At 69.8% G+C, this 24,588-nt stretch carries 28 protein-coding genes; 16 read left to right on the plus strand and 12 right to left on the minus strand.

Annotation, left to right across the window (positions count from 1 at the left end; genetic code table 11):
• The first annotated feature begins 11 nt into the window (after nucleotides 1-11).
• Nucleotides 12-1,157 carry a cysteine desulfurase family protein gene (locus tag MK786_RS15655; protein WP_241113232.1) on the plus strand — a complete coding sequence of 382 codons (1,146 nt, stop codon included), beginning with the start codon at nucleotides 12-14 and terminating at the stop codon, nucleotides 1,155-1,157.
• The gene (locus tag MK786_RS15660) at nucleotides 1,154-2,104 is read left to right on the plus strand and encodes a glycosyltransferase family 2 protein (protein ID WP_241113166.1); all 951 of its coding nucleotides are present in this window, start codon (nucleotides 1,154-1,156) and stop codon (nucleotides 2,102-2,104) included. Before MK786_RS15655 ends, MK786_RS15660 begins: the two co-directional genes overlap by 4 nt.
• 31 nt (nucleotides 2,105-2,135) lie before the next feature.
• Here the strand turns inward: MK786_RS15660 and MK786_RS15665 are convergent, their stop codons facing one another.
• Complete coding sequence (locus MK786_RS15665; protein ID WP_241113233.1) at nucleotides 2,136-4,151, minus strand: ABC transporter ATP-binding protein; 2,016 nt, start codon at nucleotides 4,149-4,151, stop codon at nucleotides 2,136-2,138.
• A gap of 53 nt (nucleotides 4,152-4,204) precedes the next feature.
• Between MK786_RS15665 and MK786_RS15670 the strand changes: the two genes are divergently transcribed.
• The 3 genes from MK786_RS15670 to MK786_RS15680 all read left to right on the plus strand — a co-directional run bounded on the left by MK786_RS15670 (nucleotide 4,205) and on the right by MK786_RS15680 (nucleotide 6,804).
• The gene (locus MK786_RS15670; protein WP_241113167.1) at nucleotides 4,205-4,417 is read left to right on the plus strand and encodes a hypothetical protein; all 213 of its coding nucleotides are present in this window, start codon (nucleotides 4,205-4,207) and stop codon (nucleotides 4,415-4,417) included.
• A gap of 198 nt (nucleotides 4,418-4,615) precedes the next feature.
• The gene (locus MK786_RS15675) at nucleotides 4,616-6,130 is read left to right on the plus strand and encodes an MDR family MFS transporter (RefSeq protein WP_308220051.1); all 1,515 of its coding nucleotides are present in this window, start codon (nucleotides 4,616-4,618) and stop codon (nucleotides 6,128-6,130) included.
• Between the two features lie 89 nt (nucleotides 6,131-6,219).
• A complete protein-coding gene (locus MK786_RS15680; protein WP_241113168.1) occupies nucleotides 6,220-6,804 on the plus strand; it encodes a carboxymuconolactone decarboxylase family protein in 585 nt (194 codons plus the stop codon).
• Between the two features lie 49 nt (nucleotides 6,805-6,853).
• Here the strand turns inward: MK786_RS15680 and MK786_RS15685 are convergent, their stop codons facing one another.
• From MK786_RS15685 to MK786_RS15695, 3 genes are all read right to left on the minus strand, one after another.
• A complete protein-coding gene (locus tag MK786_RS15685) occupies nucleotides 6,854-7,357 on the minus strand; it encodes a hypothetical protein (protein WP_241113169.1) in 504 nt (167 codons plus the stop codon).
• A 200-nt stretch (nucleotides 7,358-7,557) separates the two neighbouring features.
• Complete coding sequence (locus MK786_RS15690) at nucleotides 7,558-8,388, minus strand: DNA-formamidopyrimidine glycosylase family protein (RefSeq protein ID WP_241113170.1); 831 nt, start codon at nucleotides 8,386-8,388, stop codon at nucleotides 7,558-7,560.
• 57 nt (nucleotides 8,389-8,445) lie between these two features.
• Complete coding sequence (locus MK786_RS15695; RefSeq protein ID WP_241113171.1) at nucleotides 8,446-8,925, minus strand: GNAT family N-acetyltransferase; 480 nt, start codon at nucleotides 8,923-8,925, stop codon at nucleotides 8,446-8,448.
• 153 nt (nucleotides 8,926-9,078) lie between these two features.
• On the opposite strand from MK786_RS15695, the gene MK786_RS15700 reads away from it, so the two are divergent.
• The 3 genes from MK786_RS15700 to MK786_RS15710 all read left to right on the plus strand — a co-directional run bounded on the left by MK786_RS15700 (nucleotide 9,079) and on the right by MK786_RS15710 (nucleotide 10,121).
• Nucleotides 9,079-9,405: a hypothetical protein gene (locus MK786_RS15700; protein ID WP_241113172.1), complete on the plus strand. Its 327-nt coding sequence runs from the start codon at nucleotides 9,079-9,081 to the stop codon at nucleotides 9,403-9,405.
• A gap of 115 nt (nucleotides 9,406-9,520) precedes the next feature.
• On the plus strand, nucleotides 9,521-9,850 hold the full coding sequence (locus MK786_RS15705; protein ID WP_191767248.1) for an ATP-dependent DNA ligase: 330 nt from the start codon (nucleotides 9,521-9,523) through the stop codon (nucleotides 9,848-9,850).
• The gene (locus tag MK786_RS15710) at nucleotides 9,837-10,121 is read left to right on the plus strand and encodes a hypothetical protein (protein WP_241113173.1); all 285 of its coding nucleotides are present in this window, start codon (nucleotides 9,837-9,839) and stop codon (nucleotides 10,119-10,121) included. The genes MK786_RS15705 and MK786_RS15710 overlap by 14 nt, the downstream gene beginning before the upstream one ends.
• A gap of 5 nt (nucleotides 10,122-10,126) precedes the next feature.
• Here the strand turns inward: MK786_RS15710 and MK786_RS15715 are convergent, their stop codons facing one another.
• From MK786_RS15715 to MK786_RS15725, 3 genes are all read right to left on the minus strand, one after another.
• Nucleotides 10,127-10,456, minus strand: a complete 330-nt coding sequence (locus tag MK786_RS15715) for a hypothetical protein (RefSeq protein WP_241113174.1) — start codon at nucleotides 10,454-10,456, stop codon at nucleotides 10,127-10,129.
• A 62-nt stretch (nucleotides 10,457-10,518) separates the two neighbouring features.
• Entirely contained in the window at nucleotides 10,519-10,998 is a 480-nt protein-coding gene (locus MK786_RS15720) for an SRPBCC family protein (protein WP_241113235.1), read from the minus strand.
• Nucleotides 10,999-11,003: 5 nt separating this feature from the next.
• Nucleotides 11,004-11,738, minus strand: coding sequence for a hemerythrin domain-containing protein (locus MK786_RS15725; RefSeq protein ID WP_241113175.1), 735 nt, complete (start codon nucleotides 11,736-11,738; stop codon nucleotides 11,004-11,006).
• A gap of 151 nt (nucleotides 11,739-11,889) precedes the next feature.
• On the opposite strand from MK786_RS15725, the gene MK786_RS15730 reads away from it, so the two are divergent.
• Both MK786_RS15730 and MK786_RS15735 read left to right on the plus strand, forming a co-directional pair.
• Nucleotides 11,890-12,402 carry a DUF1697 domain-containing protein gene (locus MK786_RS15730; protein ID WP_308220052.1) on the plus strand — a complete coding sequence of 171 codons (513 nt, stop codon included), beginning with the start codon at nucleotides 11,890-11,892 and terminating at the stop codon, nucleotides 12,400-12,402.
• Between the two features lie 120 nt (nucleotides 12,403-12,522).
• Nucleotides 12,523-13,899, plus strand: coding sequence for a pyridine nucleotide-disulfide oxidoreductase (locus MK786_RS15735; protein WP_241113176.1), 1,377 nt, complete (start codon nucleotides 12,523-12,525; stop codon nucleotides 13,897-13,899).
• A gap of 9 nt (nucleotides 13,900-13,908) precedes the next feature.
• Here the strand turns inward: MK786_RS15735 and MK786_RS15740 are convergent, their stop codons facing one another.
• Nucleotides 13,909-15,069, minus strand: coding sequence for an ROK family protein (locus MK786_RS15740; RefSeq protein ID WP_241113177.1), 1,161 nt, complete (start codon nucleotides 15,067-15,069; stop codon nucleotides 13,909-13,911).
• 172 nt (nucleotides 15,070-15,241) lie between these two features.
• On the opposite strand from MK786_RS15740, the gene MK786_RS15745 reads away from it, so the two are divergent.
• The 5 genes from MK786_RS15745 (at nucleotide 15,242) to MK786_RS15765 (ending at nucleotide 20,580) form a co-directional block, all read left to right on the plus strand.
• Complete coding sequence (locus MK786_RS15745) at nucleotides 15,242-16,507, plus strand: extracellular solute-binding protein (RefSeq protein WP_241113178.1); 1,266 nt, start codon at nucleotides 15,242-15,244, stop codon at nucleotides 16,505-16,507.
• A gap of 23 nt (nucleotides 16,508-16,530) precedes the next feature.
• Nucleotides 16,531-17,463: a carbohydrate ABC transporter permease gene (locus tag MK786_RS15750; protein ID WP_191767263.1), complete on the plus strand. Its 933-nt coding sequence runs from the start codon at nucleotides 16,531-16,533 to the stop codon at nucleotides 17,461-17,463.
• The gene (locus MK786_RS15755; protein ID WP_374200496.1) at nucleotides 17,463-18,386 is read left to right on the plus strand and encodes a carbohydrate ABC transporter permease; all 924 of its coding nucleotides are present in this window, start codon (nucleotides 17,463-17,465) and stop codon (nucleotides 18,384-18,386) included. The genes MK786_RS15750 and MK786_RS15755 overlap by 1 nt, the downstream gene beginning before the upstream one ends.
• Nucleotides 18,387-18,487: 101 nt before the next feature.
• Complete coding sequence (locus MK786_RS15760; RefSeq protein ID WP_241113238.1) at nucleotides 18,488-20,128, plus strand: glycoside hydrolase family 13 protein; 1,641 nt, start codon at nucleotides 18,488-18,490, stop codon at nucleotides 20,126-20,128.
• Nucleotides 20,129-20,229: 101 nt separating this feature from the next.
• On the plus strand, nucleotides 20,230-20,580 hold the full coding sequence (locus MK786_RS15765) for a LysR family transcriptional regulator (protein WP_241113179.1): 351 nt from the start codon (nucleotides 20,230-20,232) through the stop codon (nucleotides 20,578-20,580).
• A gap of 10 nt (nucleotides 20,581-20,590) precedes the next feature.
• Here MK786_RS15765 and MK786_RS15770 read toward each other — a convergent pair whose 3' ends face one another.
• Together MK786_RS15770 and ychF are read right to left on the minus strand one after the other, a co-directional pair.
• Nucleotides 20,591-21,157 carry an alpha/beta hydrolase gene (locus MK786_RS15770; protein WP_241113180.1) on the minus strand — a complete coding sequence of 189 codons (567 nt, stop codon included), beginning with the start codon at nucleotides 21,155-21,157 and terminating at the stop codon, nucleotides 20,591-20,593.
• Between the two features lie 94 nt (nucleotides 21,158-21,251).
• On the minus strand, nucleotides 21,252-22,325 hold the full coding sequence (ychF, locus tag MK786_RS15775; protein WP_241113181.1) for a redox-regulated ATPase YchF: 1,074 nt from the start codon (nucleotides 22,323-22,325) through the stop codon (nucleotides 21,252-21,254).
• A 91-nt stretch (nucleotides 22,326-22,416) separates the two neighbouring features.
• Here ychF and MK786_RS15780 point away from each other — a divergent pair, with 91 nt between their 5' ends.
• Nucleotides 22,417-23,073, plus strand: coding sequence for an SAM-dependent methyltransferase (locus tag MK786_RS15780; protein WP_241113182.1), 657 nt, complete (start codon nucleotides 22,417-22,419; stop codon nucleotides 23,071-23,073).
• Between the two features lie 43 nt (nucleotides 23,074-23,116).
• Here the strand turns inward: MK786_RS15780 and MK786_RS15785 are convergent, their stop codons facing one another.
• Together MK786_RS15785 and MK786_RS15790 are read right to left on the minus strand one after the other, a co-directional pair.
• Complete coding sequence (locus tag MK786_RS15785) at nucleotides 23,117-23,755, minus strand: dihydrofolate reductase family protein (protein WP_241113183.1); 639 nt, start codon at nucleotides 23,753-23,755, stop codon at nucleotides 23,117-23,119.
• 51 nt (nucleotides 23,756-23,806) lie between these two features.
• A complete protein-coding gene (locus tag MK786_RS15790; protein ID WP_241113184.1) occupies nucleotides 23,807-24,574 on the minus strand; it encodes a class I SAM-dependent methyltransferase in 768 nt (255 codons plus the stop codon).
• Between the last annotated feature and the right edge of the window lie 14 nt (nucleotides 24,575-24,588).

Genomic DNA, 24,588 nt, shown 5'->3' on the forward strand with positions numbered 1-24,588 from the left:
CCGCGATGAGCATGCTCTACCTCGACAACGCCGCCACGACGCCCGTGCGTCCAGAGGTGCTCGAGGCGATGATGCCGTACCTCACGCAGTGGTTCGGCAACCCGTCGAGCCACCACACCGTCGGCGAGGCGGCGGCCGGTGCGCTGGCCGACGCGCGCGCTCGCGTGGCGCGAGTGCTCGGGATGCGCGCGAGCGACGTCGTCTTCACGTCGGGTGGCACCGAGGCCAACAACCTCGCCGTGAAGGGCATCGGCATCGGCGCGTGGCAGGCGAGCGGTCGCCGGCACGTCGTGACCACCCCGATCGAGCACGAGTCGATCCTCGAGTCGGCCGTCTACCTCTCGCGAGTCCACGGGTTCGAGGTCACCCATCTCGCGGTCGATCGCTTCGCGAGAGTGGACCCGGATGCCGCGGCCGCGGCCCTGCGCGATGACACCGCGCTGCTCTCCCTGGGGTACGCGAACAACGAGGTCGGCACCATCCAGGACGTCGCCGCGATCGCCGCAGTCGCGCGCGAGCGCGGGGTGCCGGTGCACATCGATGCGGTGCAGGCGGCGGGCTGGCTGCCCCTGTCGGCCGCAGAGCTCGGCGTCGACGCGATCTCTCTCGCCGGGCACAAGGTGGGAGCACCGAAGGGCACGGGCGTCCTCGCGGTGCGCGGACGCGTTCCCCTCGAGCCGCTGATGCACGGCGGCGGGCAGGAGCGCGGGCGCCGCAGCGGCACCGAGGACGTCGCCGGAGCGGTGGGCGTGGCGACGGCGCTGGAGCTCGCCGAGGCGGACCGGAGCGAGGCATCCGCTCGGGTCACGGCCATCCGCGACCGGTTCGTCGCCCGAGTGCTGGCGACGGTTCCGTCGGCCGAGCTCACCGGCGACCCGGTGCACCGGCTGCCCGGCACGGCCAGCTTCACGTTCGCCGGCACGAGTGGCGAGGCGGTGCTGCTCGAGCTCGAGCGGCGCGGCGTGGTCTCGTCGAGCGGATCGGCGTGCGCGGCAGGCAGCGACGAACCGTCGCACGTGCTCCTCGCGATGGGCGTCGATCCCGAGGTCGCCCGCACCGCGGTGCGCTTCACCTTCCCGCACTGGCTGGGCCAGCCGCTGGACGCCGTCGCCGACGCGGTCGCGGCCTCCGTCGCGGCCGTAGGATCGAGCGGGTGACCCCACCCCGCGCACCCGTCGTGACCGTCATCGTCCCCGGGTACGACGTGGCCGAGTTCGCGCCGGAGGCGCTCGACTCCCTGCGCAGGCAGACCCTCGAGGACTGGACCGCCGTGCTCGTCGACGACGGCTCGACCGATGGCACCGGCATCATCTTCGACGACGCGGCAGCCGATGACCCGCGATTCCGCGTCGTGCACCACCGATCGCAGAGCGGCCTCAGTGCCGCACGCAACACCGGGCTCGATCTGGTCGAGACGCCGTTCGTCGCGTTCCTCGACGCCGACGACCGGTACACCCCGCGCGCACTGGATCTGCTGGTCGGGGCGGCGACGGAGAGCGGGAGCGATGTCGCGGTCGGCGCATACGTGCGGCTGCGGCCCGACGCCGTCGGCGGCTACACGGCGGGCGAGGTGCAGCCGTGGGTGGCGGCGGCGACCGACCCGGCCCGCCGCGGCGCCACACTCGAGGACCACCCCGACGTGTCGGGCAACATCGTCGCGTGGTCGAAGGTGAGCCGCCTGTCGTTGTGGAAGCGCGCGGGGCTGCGTTTCCCGGTCGGCAAAGCGTACGAAGACCAGATCGTCGCGCAGGAGATGTACACGAGGGCGCATGCGTTCGACGTGATCCCGGACGTGGTGGTCGAATGGCGCGAACGCGCTGACGGCTCGTCGATCACCCAGCGGAAGGACGCGCTGCCCGTGCTGCGCGACTACCTCGAGGCTCTCGCGGGCGGGATCGCGGTGCTGGATTCCGCGGGCCACGCGCGAGCCGCGGCATCCCGTGTCCGTCTGATCCTCGCGATGGACCTCCCGCCTCTCGTGGAGCTCGGCCGCGCGCACCCCGACCCCGCCTACCGAGCGGCGCTGGGCGCGTTCGTGCGCTCCCTGGCCGCGCGGTCCTCCGCTCCGATAGCCCCGCCGGTGGCCGACGCCCTGGCCTGGTGACGCCCGAGACGGGCATAGAGGCCCGGGCGGCTCAGGTGCCGGGGACCTCCGGCGTGGGAACCCACGGCTCAGCGGGTACCGGCGCGACGGCGGAAGTGCGCGGTGCGGGCTCGACCGGCGGGCGGTCGGCGCGCCGGTCGGGGTGGTCGGCGGGCGGGTCGGACTCCTCGGCCTCGAGGATGCGCGACGCCGCGAGCTGCTGCGCGGCGAGCTCGGCGTAGAGGCCGCCGTGCTCGATGAGCTCGGTGTGCGTGCCGGATTCGACGATGCGCCCCGCCTCGATCACGTGGATGACGTCGGCGGCGATGACCGTCGACAGGCGGTGAGCGATCGACAGGGTCGTGCGGCCGCGGGCCGCGGCATCCAGCGCCTCCTGCACCACGCGCTCCGAGACGGTGTCGAGCGCCGAGGTGGCCTCGTCGAGGAGCAGCACCGGCGGGTCCTTGAGCAGAACGCGGGCGATCGCGATCCGCTGCTTCTCGCCCCCCGACAGCCGGTAGCCGCGCTCGCCGACGACGGTGTCGTAGCCGAGGTCGAAGCCCTCGATCACGTGGTGGATGTTCGCGGCGCGACAGGCCGCCTCGAGCTCGGCGTCTGTCGCCTCGGGGCGCGCGTAGCGGAGGTTCTCACGGATCGTCGCGTGGAACAGGTAGGTCTCCTGCGACACGATGCCGACCTGGTCGATGATCGACTCCTGCGTGAGGCGCCGCACGTCTTCGCCCGCGAACAGCACGGCTCCTTCGGACGCCTCGTACATGCGCGGCGTGAGGTACAGCACGGTCGTCTTGCCCGCGCCGGACGGGCCCACGAACGCGACGTGCTGCCCCGGGTCGGCCGTGAAGGTGACGCCCTGGAGGGTCGGGCGGGCGCCCTCCGCGGCATCCGGATACCGGAAGACGACGTCACGGAACTCGATGCGGCCGATCGGACCGGGGGCGTGCGCGACGTCGACGGCGTCGGGGGCGTCCTGGATCGCGGGCACGAGGTCGAGGTACTCGAAGATGCGCGCGAACAGCGCCGCCGAGGTCTGCAGGTCGAGACTCACGCGCATGAGGCCCATGAGGGGCATGAGCAGGCGCGCCTGCACGGTGGTGAACGCGACGATCGTCCCTGCGGTGATGACCGCCTCGCCCCCCGTGATGAAGTACCCGGCGACGAGGTAGATGACCGCCGGAACGCTGGCCATCAGCACCTGCACGACGGCGAAGAAGCCCTGACCGCTCATCGCTCGGCGCACCTGAAGCCGCACCTGATTGCGGTTCTCGTCGGAGTAGCGCGCGGACTCCGCCCGCTGCCGGTTGAACGACTTGGAGAGGAGGATGCCCGAGACGCTCAGGGTCTCCTGCGTGATGGCGGTGAGCTCGGACAGCGACTCCTGCGTCTCGCCCGCGATGCGCGCCCGCACCTGGCCGACGCGGCGCTGCACGACGACGAGGATCGGCATGAGCACGACCGCGATGATCGTGAGGCGCCAGTCGATGATGATCATCGCGATGAGCGAGGCGATGACGGTGACGACATTGCCGAGGATGCTCGTGAACGTATTCGTGAGCACACCCGAGACGCCGCCCACGTCGTTCTGAAGCCGCGATTGGATGACGCCGGTCTTGGTGCGCGTGAAGAAGCCGAGCTCCATCGACTGCAGGTGATCGAAGAGCGTCACCCTGAGGTCTCCGGTGACCTTGTTGCCGATGGTCGACGTGAACCACGTCTGCAGGACGCCGAGTCCTGCAGAGAGGAGGAACAGCGCGATCATGAGTCCGACGAGCTGCCACAGGAGCGGGATGTCGGGCGGTCCGCCGTCGACCGGGAAGAGGGCGTCGTCGAAGATGCGCTGGACGATGAGCGGCGGAATGACCGCGATGCCGGCGCCCACGATGACGAGCACGCCCGTGATGGCGAGGGGCCACGCATAGGGTCGGAAGAGCGCCATGACGCGTCGGCCGAGGTTCGGGATCTTGGGCGCGGCCGCGTTCAGCTTCTTCTGCGACTCGATGTCGACACCGCGGAATCCGGGATGGCCGCCCCCGCCGCCACCGCCACGCATGCTCACCCTCGAAGCCTACTGACGGCCTTCCCCGCGCCCGCTAGGCTTGCCCCATGGTCTCCACTCCTGATAACCCGCAGCACGACGGCTCCGACCTGGCGGCGCTTCGCGAGGAGATCGACGCCCTCAAGGCCATCCCCGAAGAGGATCTGCTCAACCCGCTCCCTCCCTTCGTCGAGGAGAACGAGCCCACACCGCACGCGACCGACGCGCTGGGCAGCGAGAAGTGGGATCGCCCGGCGTCGGAGGAGACGCTCGAGAACTGACCTCCGTTCTCGCGGGAGCGCCCCGCCCCTGACGAGAAGCCGGATCCGATCCGGTCCCGCGGGAATGTCGTGTCCGACCCCGCCGTTATGCTCATGGCTTGCCGTTCTCGTGCGGCCCTCCTGTCATCCACGCGTGGCCGACTCTTCGCCATCGTCCAAGGCAGACCTTCGCCCTTCCATCCCATGAGGAGACGCCCTATGGCCGCCACCGACATGCATCCCGCCACCGACGGCATCCGCGTATCCCCCGATATCAGGCTCAAGCTGGGCCCCCAGGAGAGCCGCGTCATCTGGCTGCTGCTCGCAGCCGCCTTCGTCGCGATCCTGAATGAGACCACGATGGGCGTGGCGATCCCGCATCTCATCACCGATCTCGGCATCACCGCACTCTCGGCGCAGTGGCTCACCACCGCTTTCATGCTGACGATGGCCGTGGTCATCCCGATCACGGGCTTCCTGCTGCGCCGCTTCACGACGCGTGCGATGTTCATCGCCGCGATGGGGCTGTTCTCGACCGGCACGCTCATCGCCTTCCTGGCGCCCGGCTTCCCGGTTCTTCTCGTCGCGCGCGTCGTGCAGGCGTCCGGCACCGCGATCATGATGCCGCTGCTCATGACCACGCTCATGACGGTGGTGCCTCCGGCGATCCGCGGTCGCATGATGGGCCGCGTCAGCATCGTGATGTCGCTCGCCCCGGCGATCGGCCCGACCCTCGCGGGCGCGATCCTCAACAACTTCGAATGGCGCTGGATCTTCGGCATCGTGCTGCCGATCGCCATCGTCGCGCTCGTCGTCGGCGGCCGCTGGATCCACAACCTGGGCGAGACCACGCGCGCACCGATCGACGTGCTGTCGGTCATCCTCTCGGCCTTCGGCTTCGGCGGTCTCGTGTTCGGGCTGAGCCAGCTGGGCGCCGGTGGTCACGGCGGTGGAGCGGATGCCGCGGCCGCGACGGCCACGTCGACGACGACCCTCATCGTGTCGCTCACGGTCGGCGTCGTCGCGCTCGGCCTGTTCGGCTGGCGTCAGGTGCTGCTTCAGCGCAAGGACGACGCGCTGCTCGACCTGCGGGTGTTCCGCAGCCGGAACTTCTCACTGTCGATGGGCCAGATGGTGGTCATGTCGATGGCGTTCTTCGGCGCGATCACGGTCGTTCCGCTGTACCTCCAGGACGTGCTCGAGGTCGATCCGCTGACCACGGGTCTCGTGGTGCTCCCGGGCGCGCTGGCGATGGGCCTTGCCGGGCCCTTCATCGGCCGCATCTACGACCGCTGGGGTACGACCGTCCTGCTCGTGCCGGGCGCCGTCATCACCTCGTCGATGCTCTGGGTCTACACGACCTTCGGCGTCGACACCCCGGTGTGGCTGGTGGCGGTCGTGCAGACGGTGCTGTCCTTCGGACTGGCGCTGTCGTTCACGCCGCTGTTCACCGCGTCGCTGGCGTCCCTGCAGCCGAGGTTCTACTCCTACGGCTCGGCGGTCGTCGGCACCGCGCAGCAGGTCGCCGGTGCTGCCGGCATCGCGCTGATGTTCGGCGTGATGGCCGCGGCCGACAGCGCCGCGACCGAGGCGGGCGCCGACGCACTCACCGCCGGGGCCGCGGGCACCCACGCCGCGTTCCTCACGGCCGCGTTCCTGTCGCTGCCTCTGCTGGTGGGGGCGTTCCTCATCCGCAAGCCGGCCGACCAGCCGATGGGCGCGGCCGTGCACTGACCAACGCATCACCGAGATGCCCCATCCCCTCGACGGGGGGTGGGGCATCCGGCATTGTGGGATCCGCCACCGAGCAGCAGGAGGCCCCGATGATCATTCAGACATCCGCACCCGACGAGGTGACCGACCACGCGGCCGAGATGTACTCCGGCGACATCGCCGACGTGGGGTTCGTCCTCTCCCACACCCAGGCGCTGGCGGTGAATCCCGAGGCGCACCAGGCCTTCGAGGGGCTCGTGCATGCGATCGTGCCTTCGATCGGGATCCGCGTGTACGAGCTCGCCACACTCGGCGCGGCACGTGCCATCGGCTCGTCGCACTGCCTGCTCGCGCACGGCCGAAAGACCCTGCGCGCCGAACTCATGGACGAGGATCAGCTCGCACGGGTCGCGCGCGACTATACGTCCGCCGGGCTGAGCGAGGCGGACGTCGCGGTGATGGCCTACGCCGAGAAGCTGTCGAGCGATCCGCGCAGCATGACGGATGCCGATTCCGAGCGGCTGCGCGCGGTCGGCTTCAGCGACCGGCAGATGGTCGACATCACGCTCGCCGCCGCGGCGCGCAACTTCCTCAGCCGGGCGCTGCTCGCTCTTGCGGTGCCGACAGACGAGGTGCCCGACCTGGGCCCCGAGCTGGTCGCCGCGCTGCTCTCGCCGCTCGACCCGACCACCTGACCGGCGCCTACGTCGCCGGCGTACCCGGCGTCGCATCGGCGCTGCGGCGTCAGTGGTGGATGACCGCCTTGAGGAGGATCAGGATTCCGCCGAACGCGGCGGTGAGCAGCGCGCTGATCACGCGCGCCCACCAGTGGGTGCTCCAGCGCGCGACCGCGGTCCATCCGAGACCGCCGAGGATCACGGTGTTCAGGATGAGCGCCGACCACAGCGCCGTGTCATCGGGGATCACCCTCAGCGTGCCCAGCAGCAGGGCGAGGAGCGGTGCGATCGACGCGAGAAGCATGCCGGACGACTGCTTCGCTGCGGCGCGGAGGCTCGATCGCAGGCCGCGCTGCCCCTCACTGACCGCGAGGCGCCCGAGGGTGCCCGCGTACACGTGCGCCGCGTAGAAGACCACGACGGTGACGGCGACGGTCAGGAACGCGATCAGGGAAGTGCTGCCGGCGCTGACGACGATCATGCCCGACACCAGGATGAGGCCGTAGATGGCCTCCTCCGACATCAGGACGCGCGCGATGCGCGGCGTGATGTGGAGCTGATCGTCGGACATCGCAGTCAGCGTCGCGCGCGGGAGTGGTGACGGGTCAGTCGGTGGTGCAGTTGCCGCCACCGCAGCACGACCCTGCGGACTCGACGACGGTGAGGAGATTCTTGTCCTCTGCGACGGGCTGGAGGGTCGGGGTGGGCAGCTGCGAAGAAGTCATTCCGCCATGCTACCCGCGGCGACACCGGGCCGGCCGCAGGACGTGCTCACAGCACATCGCCGCCGGTCTGGCACGTCGGGCAGTACTGCGCGTCGGTACTCGCGAACGAGAAGTCGCGGATCGTGTCGCCACACGCCGGACACGCCTCGCCGGCGCGACCGTGCACGCGCATCGAAGCGACCTTGGCCGCCTTCAGGAGATCGATCGGGATGCCGCGCCGGGCGCCTATCGCGCCTCGCACGGTCTCGATCGTCGCGGTGTAAAGGCGGGATCGGGCGCCGTCGTCGAGAGTCGCCGCGTGCACGACGGGCGACACCTTCGCCAGATGCAGGATCTCATCGGAGTAGGCGTTGCCGATGCCCGCGATCGACTCCTGCTCCTGGAGGATCGCCTTCACCTGCTTCCGGCGTCGGCCGAGCGCGACCTCGAAGTCGTTGTGCGAGTACGACGCGTCGGCGGGATCCGGGCCGAGCTTGGCGATCGCCGGCACGGCGAGCGCATCGTCGACGACGAACAGGCCGAGCGACACCCAGGTGCCGGCATCGGTCACCTGCATCACCGACCCATCGTCGAGCGCGACCTCAGCCAGCGCCGGCGGGGCGTCGGCCGGCAGCTCGTCCGACTCGGTGTCACGCCAGCGCACCCATCCGTGGCGGCCCAGCGACACCACGAGCCGGGTGTCGACGTCGACGACGAGCACGACGTGCTTGCCGTGCCGCTCGGCACCGACGAAGGCCCGCCCCACCAGGGTGGACGGCGGGCTCTGACGGGTCTTGACTGTGCGGAACTCGAGAACGTCGACCTCGTTGACCGTGCGACCGCGCACACGCTCGTCGAGGAACTCGGCGAGCGCCTGCACCTCGGGAGACTCCGGCATGTCCCCATCCTGGCACCGGGTCCCGACACCACGGCACCCGCGATCCCGATCCCTCGATCAGCTGAGAGGCTTGCGCAGGAAGACCTGCTCGATGCCGTCGTCCTCCTTCACCCGCGTGGTCTCGCGATAGCCGCACCGCTCGTACAACCGAAGGTTCGCCTCGCTGAGCGAGCCGGTGAAGAGCTCTGACTCGCGGCATCCGCTCGCCCTTCCCCGTTCTTCGACGGCTTCGAGAAGCCGGGATCCGAGACCCTCGCCCTGTCGGTCGGGCGCGATCGCCAGTCGGCCGATCAGCAGGAGCTCGCCGTCCGCCTGCGCACGCACTGCGCCCACCAGTCTCCCGTGGTCGACGGCGACGCACCCGAGGTTGCCGACGAGTTCCGCACGCAGTTCGTCGAGGGACTGCGTGAGCGGCGGCATCTGCACGCTGTCGTAGATCAGCGCCTCCTGCACGAACGCCGCGCGCTGCAGCGTCAGTGTCTCGCCGGCGTCGTCGGGGCGGATGTCGCGGATCTCGATGTCATCGGAGCGGGGCATGCCTCCTGTCTAGCGCGAAGACACCGCGGAGGCACGCGCTTGACGACAGCGCCGTCGGCGGTCACGCGGTAGACAGTGCGTGCACGGAAGTCAAGCCCCTCCCTGCTCCATCGGACCGAACCGCATGATGCCTGCGACGAAGGAGTGGGACCCATGACGATCGAGGCTGCACCGGTTCACCATCTGGAGCTCGTGCCCATGGGGGACGGCGCCTGGCGGCTGTGCGACCGGTCGCGGATCCGACTGGGCAGCGACGAGGACGGCACCCTGATCGCCTACATCGAAAGGGTCGCCGGCGGCGAGTACGAGGCGGTGTGGGTGTGGCGCGGACCCGCGGTCGAGACCTTCCCCTCGCTGGAGGCCGTGCTCGTCGCGGGCAGCCGGCGCCTGTCGTCGACGGTGGTCGGCGACTCGAAGCCGGTCCCGATCCCGCATCGGGCCCCGCTCTCCTTCCGCTGGGCCCGCCGCTCTGCTCGATAGCCGCGAGGTCTGCGGGTGTCAAGGGAGTTGGCCCGGGCCGCGCCCGCGACGACAGTGGTGTCGGCGGCCCCGCCCCCGTGATCGCCTCGATCCGGGGCCGTCGCGGAGGCTGACGATGGGAAAGTTCATCTACGACGGCTCGGTCAAGGTCGACTTCGACGACCGGACGCTGGCGCATCTTCAGCTCGTCATCGGCACGAAGCTGCGCCGGGGCGAGCCGTTCCACTTCACCTGGAAGGACGACACGAGCATCGGCAACGGCCGCACCACCGTGTGGGTGCACCCGCGGTGCACGCTCGTGTACAAGTACTACGGCAGCCGCAAGCCGACGATCAACATGGCCTGGATCGAGGCGCTGGTGTACACCGCAAACTCCCCGGCAGGCCTCTACCTCGTGCCGGAACCCGCCGAGAGCTCGCTGGAGATGCACGATGAAGAGAATTGACATCATCTACGGCGGCGAGCACTACAGCGTCGGCGGCCGTGATCTCGACTCGCTCCGCGCCGAGATCGAGGACCAGCTCGCATCGGGCGGGGTGGGGTGGATCACGGTCAACGACGGCGAGGGTGCGCCGCGATGGGCCCACCTCATGCTCACGCCGGGCGTATCGCTCGCGATCATCCCTATCCCCGACGACGCCCCCGAGGTCGCCGGCGGATCAGTGTGGGGCGCCGACGGCAACGAGATGCATCTGGAGGCGCCGCCGGAGCCGTAGGGCGCTCAGCTCTCCCAGCTCCAGTCCATGTCGGGAGGTGCCTCGGTGTCGGCACGCGCCGTCGGGTGCAGCCGCCGCGTGAGTGCTTCGAGGTGCTCGACGACTTCGAGTCGATCGGGCTCGGCGAGATCCGTGACGACTTCGCGCGCGACGATCTGGCTGGCCGGGCCGACCAGGAACACCGCGGTCGTGACCTTCCCTGCCGCGTCGACGATGGGGATCTCGACCGTGGCCCCCGTGCGCCCTTCGGCGAGTGCTGCTCCGTACTCGAGGAGGGCGTCGGCGATCGCGTCGCTCGTGAGAAACTCGCTCCCCGCATAGATCAGCGCCTTCATGTCCCATGTCTAACGAAGGCCGAGAAGCGGCGCACGGGGGTTGCGCCATCGGGAGCCGGTCGCTACGGCGGCTGCGGCATCCGGTCTGCGGTCTTCCCCATCGCCCGGTCGTCCGCGTCGAGCAGGCGGGTGATGCCGCGGAAGTCGCGCATCAGGATAGACCTCCACACGACGTCGGGCAGCAGCGCGGTCAGCTGCAGCCAGCCCGCGATGTCGCCCTCGTAGCGGGCGTGCACGCGTGTGCCTCCGCCATCTGGCGCACACACGTACTCGACGCGCGAGTTCCACGGCGAGGTCGAGTGCCACACGACGCGCTCCTCCGGCTCGACGCTCTCGAGCACGTCGGCGAACCGCACGCGGAACGGTCCGATGCGGTCGACCGCCCACCAGCGGCTCCCGACGTCGGGCGGGCCGTCGCCGATCCGCTGACGGAAGGCGACCGCCGGCGCGAATTCCGGCCAACGGGCCGGATCGGCAAGGAGCGGGTAGACGCGCGCGGGAGGGTGAGGCAGGAGCACGTCGAGCACCACGCGCCGCCACATGGTCGTCACACCATCGCGGGAACAGGACGGTCGGGGTAGAGGTCGCGCATCGCGCGGGCGTACTGCCGCTTCAGCAGCAGCTGGTAGAGCACCCGGAGCGGAACCGGGATGTTCGCGCGCATCCACTCCTCGCGCTCGGCTTCGGGCACGCTGGCGATCAGGAGGCCGGCCTGGAGGGCCATGATGTCCTTGCCCAGCTCCTTGCGGTGCGCGGAGAGCTCCGCCCGCGTGTGCTCCTCCATCCAGTCCCACTCCTGCTGTGAGAGCACAGCGCCCGCGACGGGCATGATGCTCGCCTCCTCCTGGCGGAGGTGCGCGGTGAGCGTCTCACGCAGAGCGTCGATGTCGCGGGCGAAAGCCTCGCCGAGCTTCGGATCGGCCGACGCGACCCAGGGCTGCAGCTGCGGCTCGATGATCGCCAGCTGCCGGGCCACCTCGGCGTGCTGCGCCTTCATCTGCTCGACGTGCACCGCGCACGCGGGGTCGCGCGACGTCAGCCGGTCCCACAGCGCGAGGTCCTCGGTCTCGTGGTGCATGTGCAGGGCGAAGAAGTCGAGGTTCGCGTAGCGCCCGACGATCGCCGCGCGGGCGGTATCACCGGGCCGCACCTCGCGGACGAGCTTCGGCAGCTCGCTGTAGAGCCAGCGGAAGATCCGGTGCACGAGGATCAGACCGGATGTGTCGCACCCGGCCTCCTGGCCCTCCGGCATCGCCCCGGACGAAGGCAGCTTGGTGACCATGTCGCACTCCCCAGTGTCGTCCGCCGGTCACCCGCGCCCGCAGAGTCTGCGTCGCGGACAGCCGAACGATACACCCGAGAGGAGGGTGCGCACAGCACCCCTGCCACCCCGACGTGTCCCCGCCGCCTCGTACGCTCGGAGCATGCGGTGCGTGGCCTTCATGCGAAACGTCAACCAGGGTCAGCGCGGTCACCCGTCGACGTCCGACATCCTGGGCGGGTTCGCCGACGCCGGCTGCTCCGACGCACGCACCTTCCAGAGCAACGGCACCATCGTCTTCGAGTCCGACGAGCCCGCTCGGGTGGTCGAACTGGCGGAAGAGGCGATCGGTGTGCGCTCCGGCGTCGAGCGCGACATCCGGTGGGTCAGCCTGACAGAGCTGGCCTCGGTCGTCGATGCGCACGGCTCGGCGCCCGACGCGCACCGTATCGAGTTCACCCTGCATGGCGGTGGCTCGATCGACGGCCGGTCTCCCGACGTCGTCGCCCTCACCGCCGAACACCGCTGCTCCCTCGTCGACACCGGTCCGGGGTGGGCAGTCGTGCGCAACGACGTCGACGGCGAAGGGCACGCGACTCCCGTGCTCGAGCGACTGACGGGCCGGCGCGCCACATCGCGCGGCCTGCCCACCCTGATCCGCCTGGTGGCGCGATTCAGCGAATGAGGCGCGGACGACCCGGGCACCCGCGAACACGATCCTCGCCCACGTCAAGGGGGTGCGCTCCGCGCGGCCGCGACCGCTCCCTCCATTGACTCGCCCGACGCCGCCTGCTCTCATGGGCGCATGAAGTCGATCGTCGATGTCGACTACCTCGTCGTCGGTGCCGGGGCGATGGGGATGGCGTTCGTCGACGCGCTGGTCGCCGCCGACGAGAGGGCCACGGTCGCGATCGTGGACCGTCGACATGGCGCGGGCGGTCATTGGCTCGACGCGTACGGCTTCGTGCGCCTGCACCAGGCGTCGGCGTTCTACGGCGTCGCCTCCACCCTGCTGGGTGAAGGACGACTGCAGACCGATGGCCCCGAGCGCGGCCTGCACGAGCGGGCGACCGCGAACGAGGTGCGCGCGTACTACGACCGCGTGCTCTCGAGACTGACCGCCACCGGCCGGGTGGAGTTCCACGGCCGCAGCGAGTACCGCGGCGAGCGCCGCTTCGCCTCGCTGCTGAGCGGCACGCGATTCCAGGCCCCTCGCGCGCGCCTCGTGGACGCCCGGTACCTGGCGCCCGACATCCCGCTCCTCACGCCTCCGCCGTTCGCGGTCGAGGAGGGGGCGCACGTCGTCACCGTGAACGAGCTGGTGCGCCTCGACCGGGCGCCCCGGCACTACGTCGTCGTCGGCGCGGGCAAGACCGGGACAGACACGTGCGTGTGGCTGCTGCAGCAGGGCGTCGATCCGAACGCGATCACCTGGGTACGACCGCGCGATCCGTGGATGCTCAACCGCGCGTTCGTCCAGCCCGATCCGGCCGTCTTCCTGACGATGGCGGCCGACACGATGGCCGCCGCGGCGGCGGCGACCAGCCCCGACGACGTGTTCCTCCGACTCGAGGACGCCGGCATCATGCTGCGCATCGACGCGACGGTGCTGCCGACGATGGCGAAGACCCCCACCCTGGCCGCATGGGAGCTCGCCCTCGTCCGCACCATCGTCGACGTGGTGCGCCGTGGGCACGTGCGCTCCGTCGCGCCCGGGCGCCTGCGCTTCGACGACGGCGACGTGCGAGTGCCGTCCGACACGCTCATCGTGCACTGCGCCGCCGAGGGGCTGAAGTACCCCGGGCTGCGCCCCATCTGGTCGCCGGAGGCCATCACCCCGCAGCCGGTGCGCGTCGGGTTCCCGTGCTTCGGCGCCGCCATCGTCGGCCACGTCGAGGCGACGCGCGACGATGACACCGAGAAGAACCACGTCTGCCGGCCGTCGCCCTTCTCGAACACGCCCGCCGACTGGGCTGCCATGCAGGTCATCGGCGGCGATGCGTCGCTGGCCATGACGATCGAACCCGATCTGCGGGCGTGGGCGAACGAGACCGCCCTCAACCCGGTGCGCATCCCCGCCGATCGCGCCGGCGATCCCGCGGTGGTCGACGCCAGGGAGCGCCTCAAGCAGAACATCGCGCCCGGCCGGGCGCGCCTGCTCGAGCTCGCTCGCCAGGCGTAGTCAGCCGCGTCAGCCGGCCGCAGCGAACGCCGGCAGGTCCAGAGCGCCGGCGCGAGCAGCTTCGACCGCCGCGCACACGGCGCCGACCGAGACGATGTCGCCGCCCAAGGTCGAAGCGACGATCTCGGGCACCGGCAGGTCGAGCTCCTGAGGCAGCGCCCGCACGGCCGCGTCGATCACCGGCCCTGCTCCGTCGGCCACCGCCCCCGATACGATGATCCGCGTCGAGTCGAAGAGGCTCCCGAGCACGCCGGCGATCACGGCCAGCGTCTCGCCGACCTGGCGCGCGATGTCGAGGGCCCCGGGATCGCCCTGCTTCGCCAGCCCGAGCACGGCCTTCCCGTCGATCTGCGCCGGGTCCATCGCGCGGAGTGCGCTCGACGCGGGCAGCGTCGCCTCTGCGTGCGCCGCGCGAGCCAGCGCGGCCGCGCGGTGCCCCAGACCCCACGCGCCCTCGACGCCGTTCACGTGATCGAAGGCCACCATCTCGGCCGCGCCCCCGTGCGCGCCCCGCAGCAGACGCCCGTCGACGCAGACGCCGGCGCCGAGCCGCTCACCCGCCATCAGCGCGACGAAGTCGTCACATCCGACCGCCGCGCCGACGGCGCGCTCGGCCACCGCCGCCAGCGACGCGTCGTTCTCGACGCGGACGAGCGGGGCCCACGCACCGAAGAGCTCGCCGAACTCCGGGTTCATCCGCCTCCAGAACCCGTCGCGATGCGCGGGCGACTCACCGTGCGCATTGACGGGTGCGGGCACGCCGATGCACAGCGCCGCGACGTCCGAACGCGAGAAGCCCGCATCGGTCAGAGCTGCGTCGACGAGTCCGGCGGCGGCCCGCCGTCGCTCCTCGCCGGAGTCATGCGCTCGGTCGACGGCCAGACGCCGCACCGCAACGGAGTCACCTCGCAGGTCTGCCAGCGTCACAGTGAGGCTCGCGCGTCCGGCATCCACGCCGACGACGAGCGCGGCGTCCGGCCGGAAGGCGAACCGTCGCGCCGGCCTTCCTTTGCTGTACTCCCCCACCGCGCGGGCGTTCGGCAGCTCGATGAGGAGACCGCGCGACACGAGCTCTTCGAGCACGTCGATCGCTGTGGAACGTGTGAGCCCGACCGCGTCGAGCACGTCCGAGACGGTGAAGACGTCGACGTCCCACGCGAATCCGAGCACCGCGTCGAGGCTGGCTCGACGAAGGCGGGAAGCACTGAGCGGGGGTTGGGACAAGACCATTGACCTTTCGCCGGTTCTCCTGCAATCTTGGATTAACCAGAGTTGATTTGATAGCTAAATTTACTCACCGAACCAACGATTGCCCCAGCGATCCTCGGAAAGGGACAACGACGTGCCTGTGTCATCCGTTCTCCGTCGCGCCGCAGCCGCGGCTGCGATCCTCGCACTGGCGGGCACTGTGCTGGCCGCGTGCGCCGGCGCATCGTCCGGGCCTGCCGAAGTGAGATTCCACCTGAGCAAGCCCGAGGCGATCCCCTACTTCCGCGACCTCATCAAGGAGTACAACGCCAGTCAGGACGAGGTCGTCGTGGTCTTCGACACCTCGTCGAACCTGCAGGCGGGGTTCCTGCGCGGTGATCCGCCCGACCTCGGCTTGCTCAACTACAACATGGAGATGGCCCGCTTCATGGAGCGCGGCGCCCTCAGCGACCTGAGCGACATGCCCGAAGCCGAGCGCATCCTCCCCGAGGTTCAGGACCTCGTCGACCAGTACGCGACCTATCCGGGACGCACCAGTGTGCTGCCGTACTCGGTGATGGCGGCATCCGTCATCTACAACAAACGGATCTTCGAGGAGCAGGACCTCGAGGTGCCCACCACGTGGGATGAGCTCATCGAGGTGTGCGAGACCCTGAAGGCCGCCGGGATCACACCGATCTACGGCACCTTCAAAGACCCGTGGACCGTCGGACAGGGCTGGTTCGACTATGCCGTCGGCGGTCGGATCGATGTGGCCGACTTCTACGCGCAGCTGAACGAGCTCGGCACGGAGGTCGGGCCGGACTCCCCCGTGTCCTTCGAGAAGACGCTCGCCCCGCCGGTCGAGCAGATGACCGAGCTGGTGAAGAACTATACGAACGCGGATGCCGCGAGCCGCGCGTACGGCGACGGCAACCTGGCCTTCGCCAAGGAGGAGGCGGCTATGTATCTCCAGGGTCCATGGGCGTTCGGCGAGATCGACAAGACGAACCCCGACCTCGACCTCGGAACATTCCCGCTGCCGATGACGGACGACCCCGACGATCTGAGGGTGCGGGTCAACATCGACCTCGCCGCGTGGATCCCCGAGGCGTCCGACCAGAAGGAGGGCGCGCGCGACTTCCTCAGCTACCTGTTCCAGAAGGACGTGATGGACGAGTACAACGCGGCCTTCCTCGGCTACGGCACCACGACCGACTCCGCGCCGGTCAGCGACGAGCGCATCGTCGGCATGAAGGAGTACTACGACGCCGCGAAGTTCTACCAGGGCGCCTCGAAGGCGATCCCGCTGACCATCCCCACCGACAACTACATGCAAGGCATCGTGACCGGAGCCGACGTCGAGAGCACCCTCCGCACGCTCGACGCCGACTGGGCCCGACTGGCGCTGCGCCAATAGCGCGAGACGAAGGGAACGCAATCATGGCAACGACCACGGCGGCCGTCACGGAGTCGCAGACCGACAGCCGGCGGGCGGAAGAGCCCGCCCCGCAGAGACGCCGCAAGGTGGAGGGCATCTACTACGCCTTCCTCCTGCCCTCGCTCATCCTGTTCACGCTGGCCATCACGATCCCCGCGGTGATCGGAATCTTCTTCAGCTTCACCAATTCCATCGGGTTCGGCGACTGGGAGTTCATCGGCCTCGTCAACTACCTCGCGGTGTTCACCGATCCGGCGATCCTGCAGAGCTACCTGTTCACATTCTGGTTCGCCTTCGTCACGGTGATCGTCGTCAACGTGCTGGCGTTCCTGCTCGCCGTCGGACTCGTCTCCCGGGTGCGCCTGAAGACGGGTCTGCGGACGATCTTCGTCATCCCGATGGTGATCTCGGGCATCATCATCGCCTACGTCTTCAACTTCCTGTTCTCCAACTCCGTCCCGGCGCTTGGGCAGGCCTGGGGAATCGGCTGGATGAGCGAGAGCATCCTCGCCAACCCCGACCTCGCCTGGGTCGCGATCGTCATCGTCACCGCGTGGCAGGCGATCCCGGGCACACTGCTCATCTACATCGCCGGCCTCCTCGCGATCCCCGGCGACGTGTACGAAGCAGCGTCGATCGACGGCGCGGGAAAGCTGCAGCAGCTCTGGCGCATCACCCTTCCGCTGGTCGCCGGCTACGTGGTGATCAACGTCATCATCGGCTTCAAGGACTTCCTCAACGCCTACGACATCATCGTCGGCCTCACCAACGGAGGCCCGGGAACGGCGACCCGGAGCATCGCGATGACGATCTTCACCGGCTTCTCCGGCGGCGACTACGCCTACCAGATGGCCAACGCGACGATCTTCTTCCTGATCGCCATCACGCTCTCGCTCCTCCAACTTCGCCTGACTCGCGGAAGGAACGTGTTCTGATGACCACGCAGCCCGCCCTCGCTGCCGAGGACATGACCGCCGAGCGCGTTCTCGACGGCGACGCCCCCCGCAAACCGGCCCGCCCCCGTTCGCGTTTCGCAATGGAGCGCGTGAACTGGTCCGGCACGATCGTGCTCGCTCTGTGCGCGATCACCGTGCTCATCCCGCTCTACGTCACGGTCATGATGGCGTTCAAGACGCAGGGTCAGGCGGTCGACGGGAACGCGTTCTCGCTGCCCGCACCGTGGAGCGTCGAGGGCTTCGTCACGGCGTGGGAGCTGACCAACTTCCCGCGCGCATTCATCATCTCGCTGTTCATCACGGTCTTCACCGTCGCCGGCACGATCCTCCTCGCATCGCTCGCCTCGTTCGCGATCTCGCGCAACTGGGATCACAAGCTGTTCCGGTACTCGTTCTACTACCTGCTCGCGGCGATGTTCCTGCCGTTCCCGGTGGTGGCGCTCCCCCAGATCCAGCTGACGGGTCTCGCCGGGCTCGACAACCCGATCGGCGTCGTGATCCTCAAGATCATGTTCCAGCTGAGCTTCAGCATCCTGCTCTTCACCGCCTTCCTCCGCTCCATCCCCGCCGAATTGGAGGAGAGCGCGCGGATCGACGGCGCGTCGACGTGGCAGACGTTCTGGCAGCTCATCTTCCCGCTCCTCGCACCGATGAGCGCGACGGTCGGCATCTTCGCGTTCCTGGCCTCGTGGAACGACTTCATGATGCCGTCGCTCATCATCTCCGACCCCGCGTCGCAGACCCTGCCGGTGGTGCAGAACATCTTCCAGACCCAGTTCAGCAACAACTACAACGTGTCGTTCGCCTCGTATCTCATGGCGATGGCGCCCGCGATCGTCGTCTACCTCTTCACCCAGCGATGGGTCGTGGAAGGCGTCACCCAGGGAGCCGTCAAGGGCTGAGGCCGCGGCATCCCTCCCTCGAAAGAACCGACGAAAGGAACCGCGTCCCCGTGACGACCGCGCACTCCGCACCCCTCACCGCCCAGCTCAACGACCGCGAGATGCCCGCCTGGTGGCGACAGGCCGTGGTCTACCAGGTGTACCCGCGCAGCTTCGAGGACGCCGACGGCGACGGCATCGGCGACATCCGGGGCGTCACCTCACGCGTGCCGTATCTGAAGGAGCTGGGCATCGACGCCGTCTGGCTGAGCCCGTTCTACCCGTCGGCGCTCGCCGACGGGGGCTACGACGTGGCCGACTACCGCAACGTCGACCCGCGGCTCGGCACTCTCGACGACTTCGACGAGATGCTCGGCGCGTTGCATGCCGCGGGCATCAGGGTGATCGTCGACATCGTGCCCAACCACACCTCCGACCAGCACGCGTGGTTCCAGGAGGCGCTGACGGCGGGCCGCGGCTCGGCCGCGCGCGCGAGATACATCTTCCGCGACGGCACGGGCCCCGACGGCTCGGAGCCGCCCGCCGACTGGGTGTCCGTGTTCGGCGGATCGGCGTGGCAGCGCGTCGACGACGGGCAGTGGTACTTCCACAACTTCGCCGTCGAGCAGCCCGATCTCGACTGGTCGAATCCCGAGGTGCGCGCCGACTTCGTGAAGACCCTGCGGTTCTGGTCCGACCGCGGCGTCGACGGCTTCCGCATCGATGTCGCCCACATGCTCACGAAGGACTTCGTCGACCCGCTCCCCTCCCAGGCCGAGCTCGACGCGATGCCCCGCGACGGCAACCACCCGATGATCGACCGCGACGACGTGCACGAGGTGTACGCCGAGTGGCGCGCCGTGTTCGACTCGTACGACCCGCCGCGCACCGCGGTGGCCGAGGCGTGGGTGGAGCCCTCGCGCATCCCGCTGTACGCGCGCGCCGAGAGCCTCGGCCAGGCGTTCAACTTCGACCTGCTCGAAGCCGACTTCGACGCGCGCCAGTTCCGCCGCATCGTGGGCGACAACCTCGAGCTCGCCGGAACATCGGGCTCGTCGACGACGTGGGTGCTGTCGAACCACGACGTGGTGCGCCACGCCACGCGCTACGGGCTTCCCGATGCCGAGCGTGACTCCGCCGGCCGGCCCACGCGCAAGCACGGCAACGAGTGGCTGCTGTCGGGGGGTACGCGGCCGGCTCTCGACGCCGAGCGCGGCAGTCGTCGCGCCCGCGCCGCCGCGCTGTTCGTGCTCGCGCTGCCGGGCTCGGCGTACATCTACCAGGGCGAGGAGCTCGGCCTGCACGAGGTGGCGGCGATCCCCGAGGCCGATCGGCAGGACCCGACCTTCTTCCGCAGCCCGGGCGAGGACATCGGACGCGACGGATGCCGCGTACCACTGCCCTGGTCGGAGGACGGGCCGTCCTTCGGCTTCGGCACCGGCGGTGCTCACCTGCCGCAGCCGGGCTGGTTCGCCGACTACGCGGTCTCGGCCCAGCACGACGATTCGACGTCCTCGCTCGCGCTCTACCGCGCGGCGCTGGCGATGCGCCGCCTGCTGCAGACCGACGAGTCGCTGACCTGGGTCGAGACGGGCCACGACGACGTGCTCGCATTCCGCCGCAGCAACGGGTGGACCGTGTTCACGAACTTCGGCACCGAGCCGTTCGAGCTGCCGGACGGGCCGCCGATCTCGCTGTCGAGCAGGCACCGCGACGAGCGCATCCTTCCGGGTGAGACGACCGTCTGGATCGCAGGAGCGTAGGACGACGGATGCCGCGGCCGACGCCGGCCGCGGCATCCCTCCCCTCTCTCCCGTGGGTGCCGGTAGCCTGAACGGGCGCAGCCGCGCTCCGGAAGGCTCACGTGAACATCACCCTGCTCCAGCGATTCGTCGCCGTCGTCGATGCCGGAGTGCACGTGCCGCGTGCCGCCGAGAGGCTGGGCGTGCCGCTCGCCTCGCTGCACTCGTCGATCGACAAGCTCGAGGCCGAAGTGGGGCATCCGCTCTTCACGCGCAGCAAGTCCGGATGGACGCTGACGCCCGCCGGCACGCTGCTGCTCGACGAGGCCCGCAGCCGGATCGCCGCTGAGCCCGCCCCTGCCGCGAAGCCGGTCGTGGCGGCGGGCGGCAAGGCCAAGGCATCGAAGGGCAAGGGGCGTGCGCCCGCGGTGAAGGGGCAGCCCAAGCCCTACAAGAAGCGGCAGGGGCGCTGACGACCGGACGTCAGTCCCAGTCGAGGTACTCCTCGATGATGACGGCCGTCTCGATCGGCTTCGTGGAGGGGAAGAAGTGGCCCTCGCCGTCGAGCGTCTTCACGCTGGCGCGCTCGGGCGCGGTCGTCTGCAGCTGCTCGCCGATGGCCGGGACGGTGACGTCGTCGGCCGAGCCCTGCACGATGAGTACGGGGATCACCGGGGCGAGCGGGATGTCCTCGTCCTCGACCCCGAGCAGCAGCAGGCCGTTCGCGCGCTCGTGGTGCGCCGCGACGGCCGCACGCGCGACCGTGCCGCCGAAGCCGTGGCCGCCGATCCACGAGTGATCGAGGCCGAGGTGGTCCATGACTGCGATGATGTCCTCGGCATGCTCCGCGGCTGAGAGGCGGCCGCCCGATCCCGCCCGGTAGCCGATCCGCACGACGTGGAAGCCCGCCTCCTCGGCGAGGTAATGGCCGACGACTCCCAGCGCGTCCTGACCGCGCTCCGGGATCAGCACGAGCTTGACCGGGCCGTCGCCCTCCTCGACGAACGGGATCGCGCGTCCGTCGGGATCGAAGGTCTGGATCTCGGACATGAGGAAGGTCCTCTCAGATTCGGGGTTTCGATGAGCCGTCGCGCCCACCAGTGGGCGACGCCTGTGCGACGGGTGGGCCGTCGCAGGCGGAGACTCAGACGTTGAAGCGGAACTCCACGACGTCGCCGTCCTGCATCACGTAGTCCTTGCCCTCGAGGCGCGCCTTGCCCTTGGCGCGCGCCTCGACGACCGAGCCGGTCGCGACCAGGTCGTCGAACGAGATGACCTCGGCCTTGATGAAGCCCTTCTCGAAGTCGGTGTGGATGACGCCTGCGGCCTGCGGTGCCTTCCAGCCCTTGCCGATGGTCCAGGCGCGGGCCTCCTTCGGACCTGCGGTGAGATAGGTCTGGAGGCCGAGCGTGTCGAAGCCGATGCGCGCGAGCTGGTCGAGACCCGACTCATCCTGACCCGTCGACGCGAGCAGCTCGGCGGCATCCTCGGGGTCGAGGTCGATGAGCTCCGACTCGATCTTCGCGTCGAGGAACACCGCCATGGCCGGTGCGACGAGCGCCGCGAGCGCCGCGCGGCGGGCCTCGTCGATCAGCACGGCCTCGTCGACGTTGAAGACGAAGATGAACGGCTTCGCGGTCAGCAGGCCGAGCTCGCGGATCGGCGACAGGTCGACGCCCGAGGCCGACAGCAGCTCACCGCGCTGCAGCGCCTCGCGGGCCTCGACGGCCGCCGCGAGGACGGAGGGGTCGAGCTTCTTGCCCTTGACCTCCTTCTCGTACCGCGTGATCGCCTTCTCGAGCGTCTCGAGATCGGCGAGCTGCAATTCGGCGTTGATGGTCTCCATGTCGTTCTGCGGATCGACGGTGCCCTCGACATGCACGACATCGTCGTCGGCGAAGCCGCGGACGACCTGCGCGATGGCGTCCGCCTCGCGGATGTTCGCGAGGAACTTGTTGCCGAGGCCCTCGCCCTCCGATGCGCCGCGCACGATGCCGGCGATGTCGACGAACGAGACGGCGGCGGGCAGGATCCGCTCCGACCCGAAGATCTCGGCGAGCTTCTCCAGGCGCGGGTCGGGCAGGTTCACGACCCCGATGTTCGGTTCGATCGTCGCGAACGGGTAGTTCGCCGCGAGAACCTGATTCTTGGTCAGGGCGTTGAAGAGGGTGGACTTGCCGACGTTGGGCAGTCCGACGATTCCGATGGTGAGAGCCACGGGAGTTCAGTCTACGTGGGGCGGGATGCCTCGACCCGCGGGTCGCGCCCCGGGCATTGCCCGGTCATCCGGCCGGGACGATACTGAGCGCGTGGACGAGTGCTGCGCTCCCGGCCCCCCGAGCGGCTACGACCGCGAGTTCGACGACCGCTTCGCCCGCCGGCTGGCCCGCGGGTACCGCCGGGACGGTCTCACGGCCAGCGCGCAGCTGATCCTCGACTTCGCCGCCTCGGTGGGACTCGAGGGGGCGTCCGTGCTCGAGATCGGCGGTGGCATCGGCGACATCCAGCTCGAAGCGCTGAAGCGCGGGGCCGCGCACACGACGAACGTCGAGCTGTCGTCGGCGTACGAACCCGAGGCCGCACGTCTGCTGGACGAGGCCGGACTGCGCAACCGGGCCACGCGGATGCTCGGTGTCGACGTGGCCGGCGAACCTGAGGCGATCGAGCCGGCCGACATCGTGGTGCTCCACCGCGTCGTCTGCTGCTACCCCGACTACCGCAGACTGCTCGGGGCCGCCGCGGGCCGTGGCCGGCGCGCCCTCGTCTTCAGCCACCCGGGAAACAGCCTCTGGACCCGGATCGGCTCCCGCGCCATCAACGCGGTGTACACCCTCACCGGAAACCCGTATCGCTCCTTCGCGCACGACCCCGCGGCGATGGAGTCGGTGCTGGTCGGCCACGGGCTGGCACCCCGCTACCGCGAGCGCAGCGGACCCTGGCACGTCGTGGGCGCCGTCCGTACGTGACGCGCGGTGCAGGGGGCCGGTGAGGAGTGCGGGCGGCCTCGGTCTACGTGGCGCGGGATGCCTCGACCGGCGCCACCGGATCCACGCGCCAGCGCATCAGCACGTTCCCCGACGACTCCCACGAGTGGGTGCCGAGCAGCTTCAGCGCCACGGGCGGGCGGGCATCGAACAGCGGGACGCCCGACCCCGCGATGAGCGGGAACGTCACCAGATGCAGCTCGTCCACGAGTCCCGCGTGCATCAGGTCGTTCCACATCCGCCGTCCGAGGAGGATCAGGATGCCGGCGCCCTCGCCCTCCTTCAGCGCCCGGACCGACTCTCGCGCCTGCTCCACCCGCACGATCCGCACGTTCTCGTACGGCTCGAGGTCGGCGTCGGTGAGGGAATCGGACACGACGAGCTTCTCGACCCCGAGGATCAGCTCAGCGAACTCGTGACGGATGGCCGAGGCGTCCGGATCCTGGATCACCCCCGTCCAATAGCCCAGGTTGCCCAGCGCCGACCGGCGACCCGACAGCACGAGCGTCCCGGCGTCGCGCAGCAGCCCGGTCGTGTAGTGGTCGAACGAGTCGGCGCCCGCGTAGTCCGGGTGCTGGTGCTCGAAGAACGAGGCGATGTCGTGGTCGTCGTCCTCGTACCGGCCGTCGACGGTGACGAAGTTGCAGACGGTCAGCGTGCGCATGGCGTCACGCTAGCCGGGCCGGACGCGTTCCGGTACTCGTCGGCCGGGTCTTCAGCGGTCGATCCCGCGGATGCCGCGGAACGCCTCGGTCCGGTACGGGAGATCGACGACGACGACGCCGCTGTCGGTCACGCGGCTCGCACCGTCGAAGAGTTCGCCGACGCCGCGGAGGATGCGCTCGCGCTCATCCGCGGGTGCGGTGATGACGTAGCTGCGCGACGCGACCATGTCGAGCAGAGCGTCTCGTCCGATCGTGCGGCTCCAGGTCCACACGCGCTTCTCGAGGTCGCCGATCGGCTCCCCGACGTCCGGCCCGCCCTCGGCGATCATGCGCTCGGCGCTCGAGGCGTGCATGATCGCGGTCAGGCCGCTGACGAAGGCGTCGGACTCGTCGCGCACGTTCCAGATCAGCCCGAGCACGCCACCCGACCGCAGCACACGGCCGCACTCCGCGGCGGCGACCGGGGCATCCACCCAGTGCCACGCCTGACCGAGCAGCAGCGCGTCGACGGAGGCGTCGGGGAGCGGCATCCGCTCCGCCGTCCCGACGAACGTGGGAACGCCGTGCACGTTGTCGCGCAGCGTCGCGAGCATGTCGGGGTCGGGGTCGATGGCGACGACATCGGCTCCGGCCTCGACGATCGTGCGGGTGAGCTTGCCGGTGCCGGCGCCGACGTCGGCGACCCGCAGCGCTCGCCCCTCCGCCCGCACCGGCGCGAGCAGCCACTCGACGGCTTCGCGAGGGTAGTCGGGCCGCCCCGATTCGTACGCGCTCGCGGCGGCTCCGAACGACCGGGACATCTCATCGCGACTGGCCATGCTCCGAGCCTAGG

The organism is Microbacterium sp. CFH 31415 (genome assembly GCF_022538185.1).
Lineage (GTDB): Bacteria > Actinomycetota > Actinomycetes > Actinomycetales > Microbacteriaceae > Microbacterium.

Excerpts from the sequence above, each read along its gene's own strand:
- MK786_RS15655 (WP_241113232.1), top strand. The coding sequence starts at position 12 with ATGCTCTACCTCGACAACGCCGCCACGACGCCCGTGCGTCCAGAGGTG.
- MK786_RS15665 (WP_241113233.1), bottom strand. The coding sequence starts at position 4,151 with ATGCGTGGCGGTGGCGGCGGGGGCGGCCATCCCGGATTCCGCGGTGTC.
- MK786_RS15670 (WP_241113167.1), top strand. The coding sequence starts at position 4,205 with ATGGTCTCCACTCCTGATAACCCGCAGCACGACGGCTCCGACCTGGCG.
- MK786_RS15675 (WP_308220051.1), top strand. The coding sequence starts at position 4,616 with ATGGCCGCCACCGACATGCATCCCGCCACCGACGGCATCCGCGTATCC.
- MK786_RS15680 (WP_241113168.1), top strand. The coding sequence starts at position 6,220 with ATGATCATTCAGACATCCGCACCCGACGAGGTGACCGACCACGCGGCC.
- MK786_RS15685 (WP_241113169.1), bottom strand. The coding sequence starts at position 7,357 with ATGTCCGACGATCAGCTCCACATCACGCCGCGCATCGCGCGCGTCCTG.
- MK786_RS15690 (WP_241113170.1), bottom strand. The coding sequence starts at position 8,388 with ATGCCGGAGTCTCCCGAGGTGCAGGCGCTCGCCGAGTTCCTCGACGAG.
- MK786_RS15695 (WP_241113171.1), bottom strand. The coding sequence starts at position 8,925 with ATGCCCCGCTCCGATGACATCGAGATCCGCGACATCCGCCCCGACGAC.
- MK786_RS15700 (WP_241113172.1), top strand. The coding sequence starts at position 9,079 with ATGACGATCGAGGCTGCACCGGTTCACCATCTGGAGCTCGTGCCCATG.
- MK786_RS15705 (WP_191767248.1), top strand. The coding sequence starts at position 9,521 with ATGGGAAAGTTCATCTACGACGGCTCGGTCAAGGTCGACTTCGACGAC.
- MK786_RS15710 (WP_241113173.1), top strand. The coding sequence starts at position 9,837 with ATGAAGAGAATTGACATCATCTACGGCGGCGAGCACTACAGCGTCGGC.
- MK786_RS15715 (WP_241113174.1), bottom strand. The coding sequence starts at position 10,456 with ATGAAGGCGCTGATCTATGCGGGGAGCGAGTTTCTCACGAGCGACGCG.
- MK786_RS15720 (WP_241113235.1), bottom strand. The coding sequence starts at position 10,998 with ATGTGGCGGCGCGTGGTGCTCGACGTGCTCCTGCCTCACCCTCCCGCG.
- MK786_RS15725 (WP_241113175.1), bottom strand. The coding sequence starts at position 11,738 with ATGGTCACCAAGCTGCCTTCGTCCGGGGCGATGCCGGAGGGCCAGGAG.
- MK786_RS15735 (WP_241113176.1), top strand. The coding sequence starts at position 12,523 with ATGAAGTCGATCGTCGATGTCGACTACCTCGTCGTCGGTGCCGGGGCG.
- MK786_RS15750 (WP_191767263.1), top strand. The coding sequence starts at position 16,531 with ATGGCAACGACCACGGCGGCCGTCACGGAGTCGCAGACCGACAGCCGG.
- MK786_RS15755 (WP_374200496.1), top strand. The coding sequence starts at position 17,463 with ATGACCACGCAGCCCGCCCTCGCTGCCGAGGACATGACCGCCGAGCGC.
- MK786_RS15760 (WP_241113238.1), top strand. The coding sequence starts at position 18,488 with ATGCCCGCCTGGTGGCGACAGGCCGTGGTCTACCAGGTGTACCCGCGC.
- MK786_RS15770 (WP_241113180.1), bottom strand. The coding sequence starts at position 21,157 with ATGTCCGAGATCCAGACCTTCGATCCCGACGGACGCGCGATCCCGTTC.
- MK786_RS15785 (WP_241113183.1), bottom strand. The coding sequence starts at position 23,755 with ATGCGCACGCTGACCGTCTGCAACTTCGTCACCGTCGACGGCCGGTAC.
- MK786_RS15790 (WP_241113184.1), bottom strand. The coding sequence starts at position 24,574 with ATGGCCAGTCGCGATGAGATGTCCCGGTCGTTCGGAGCCGCCGCGAGC.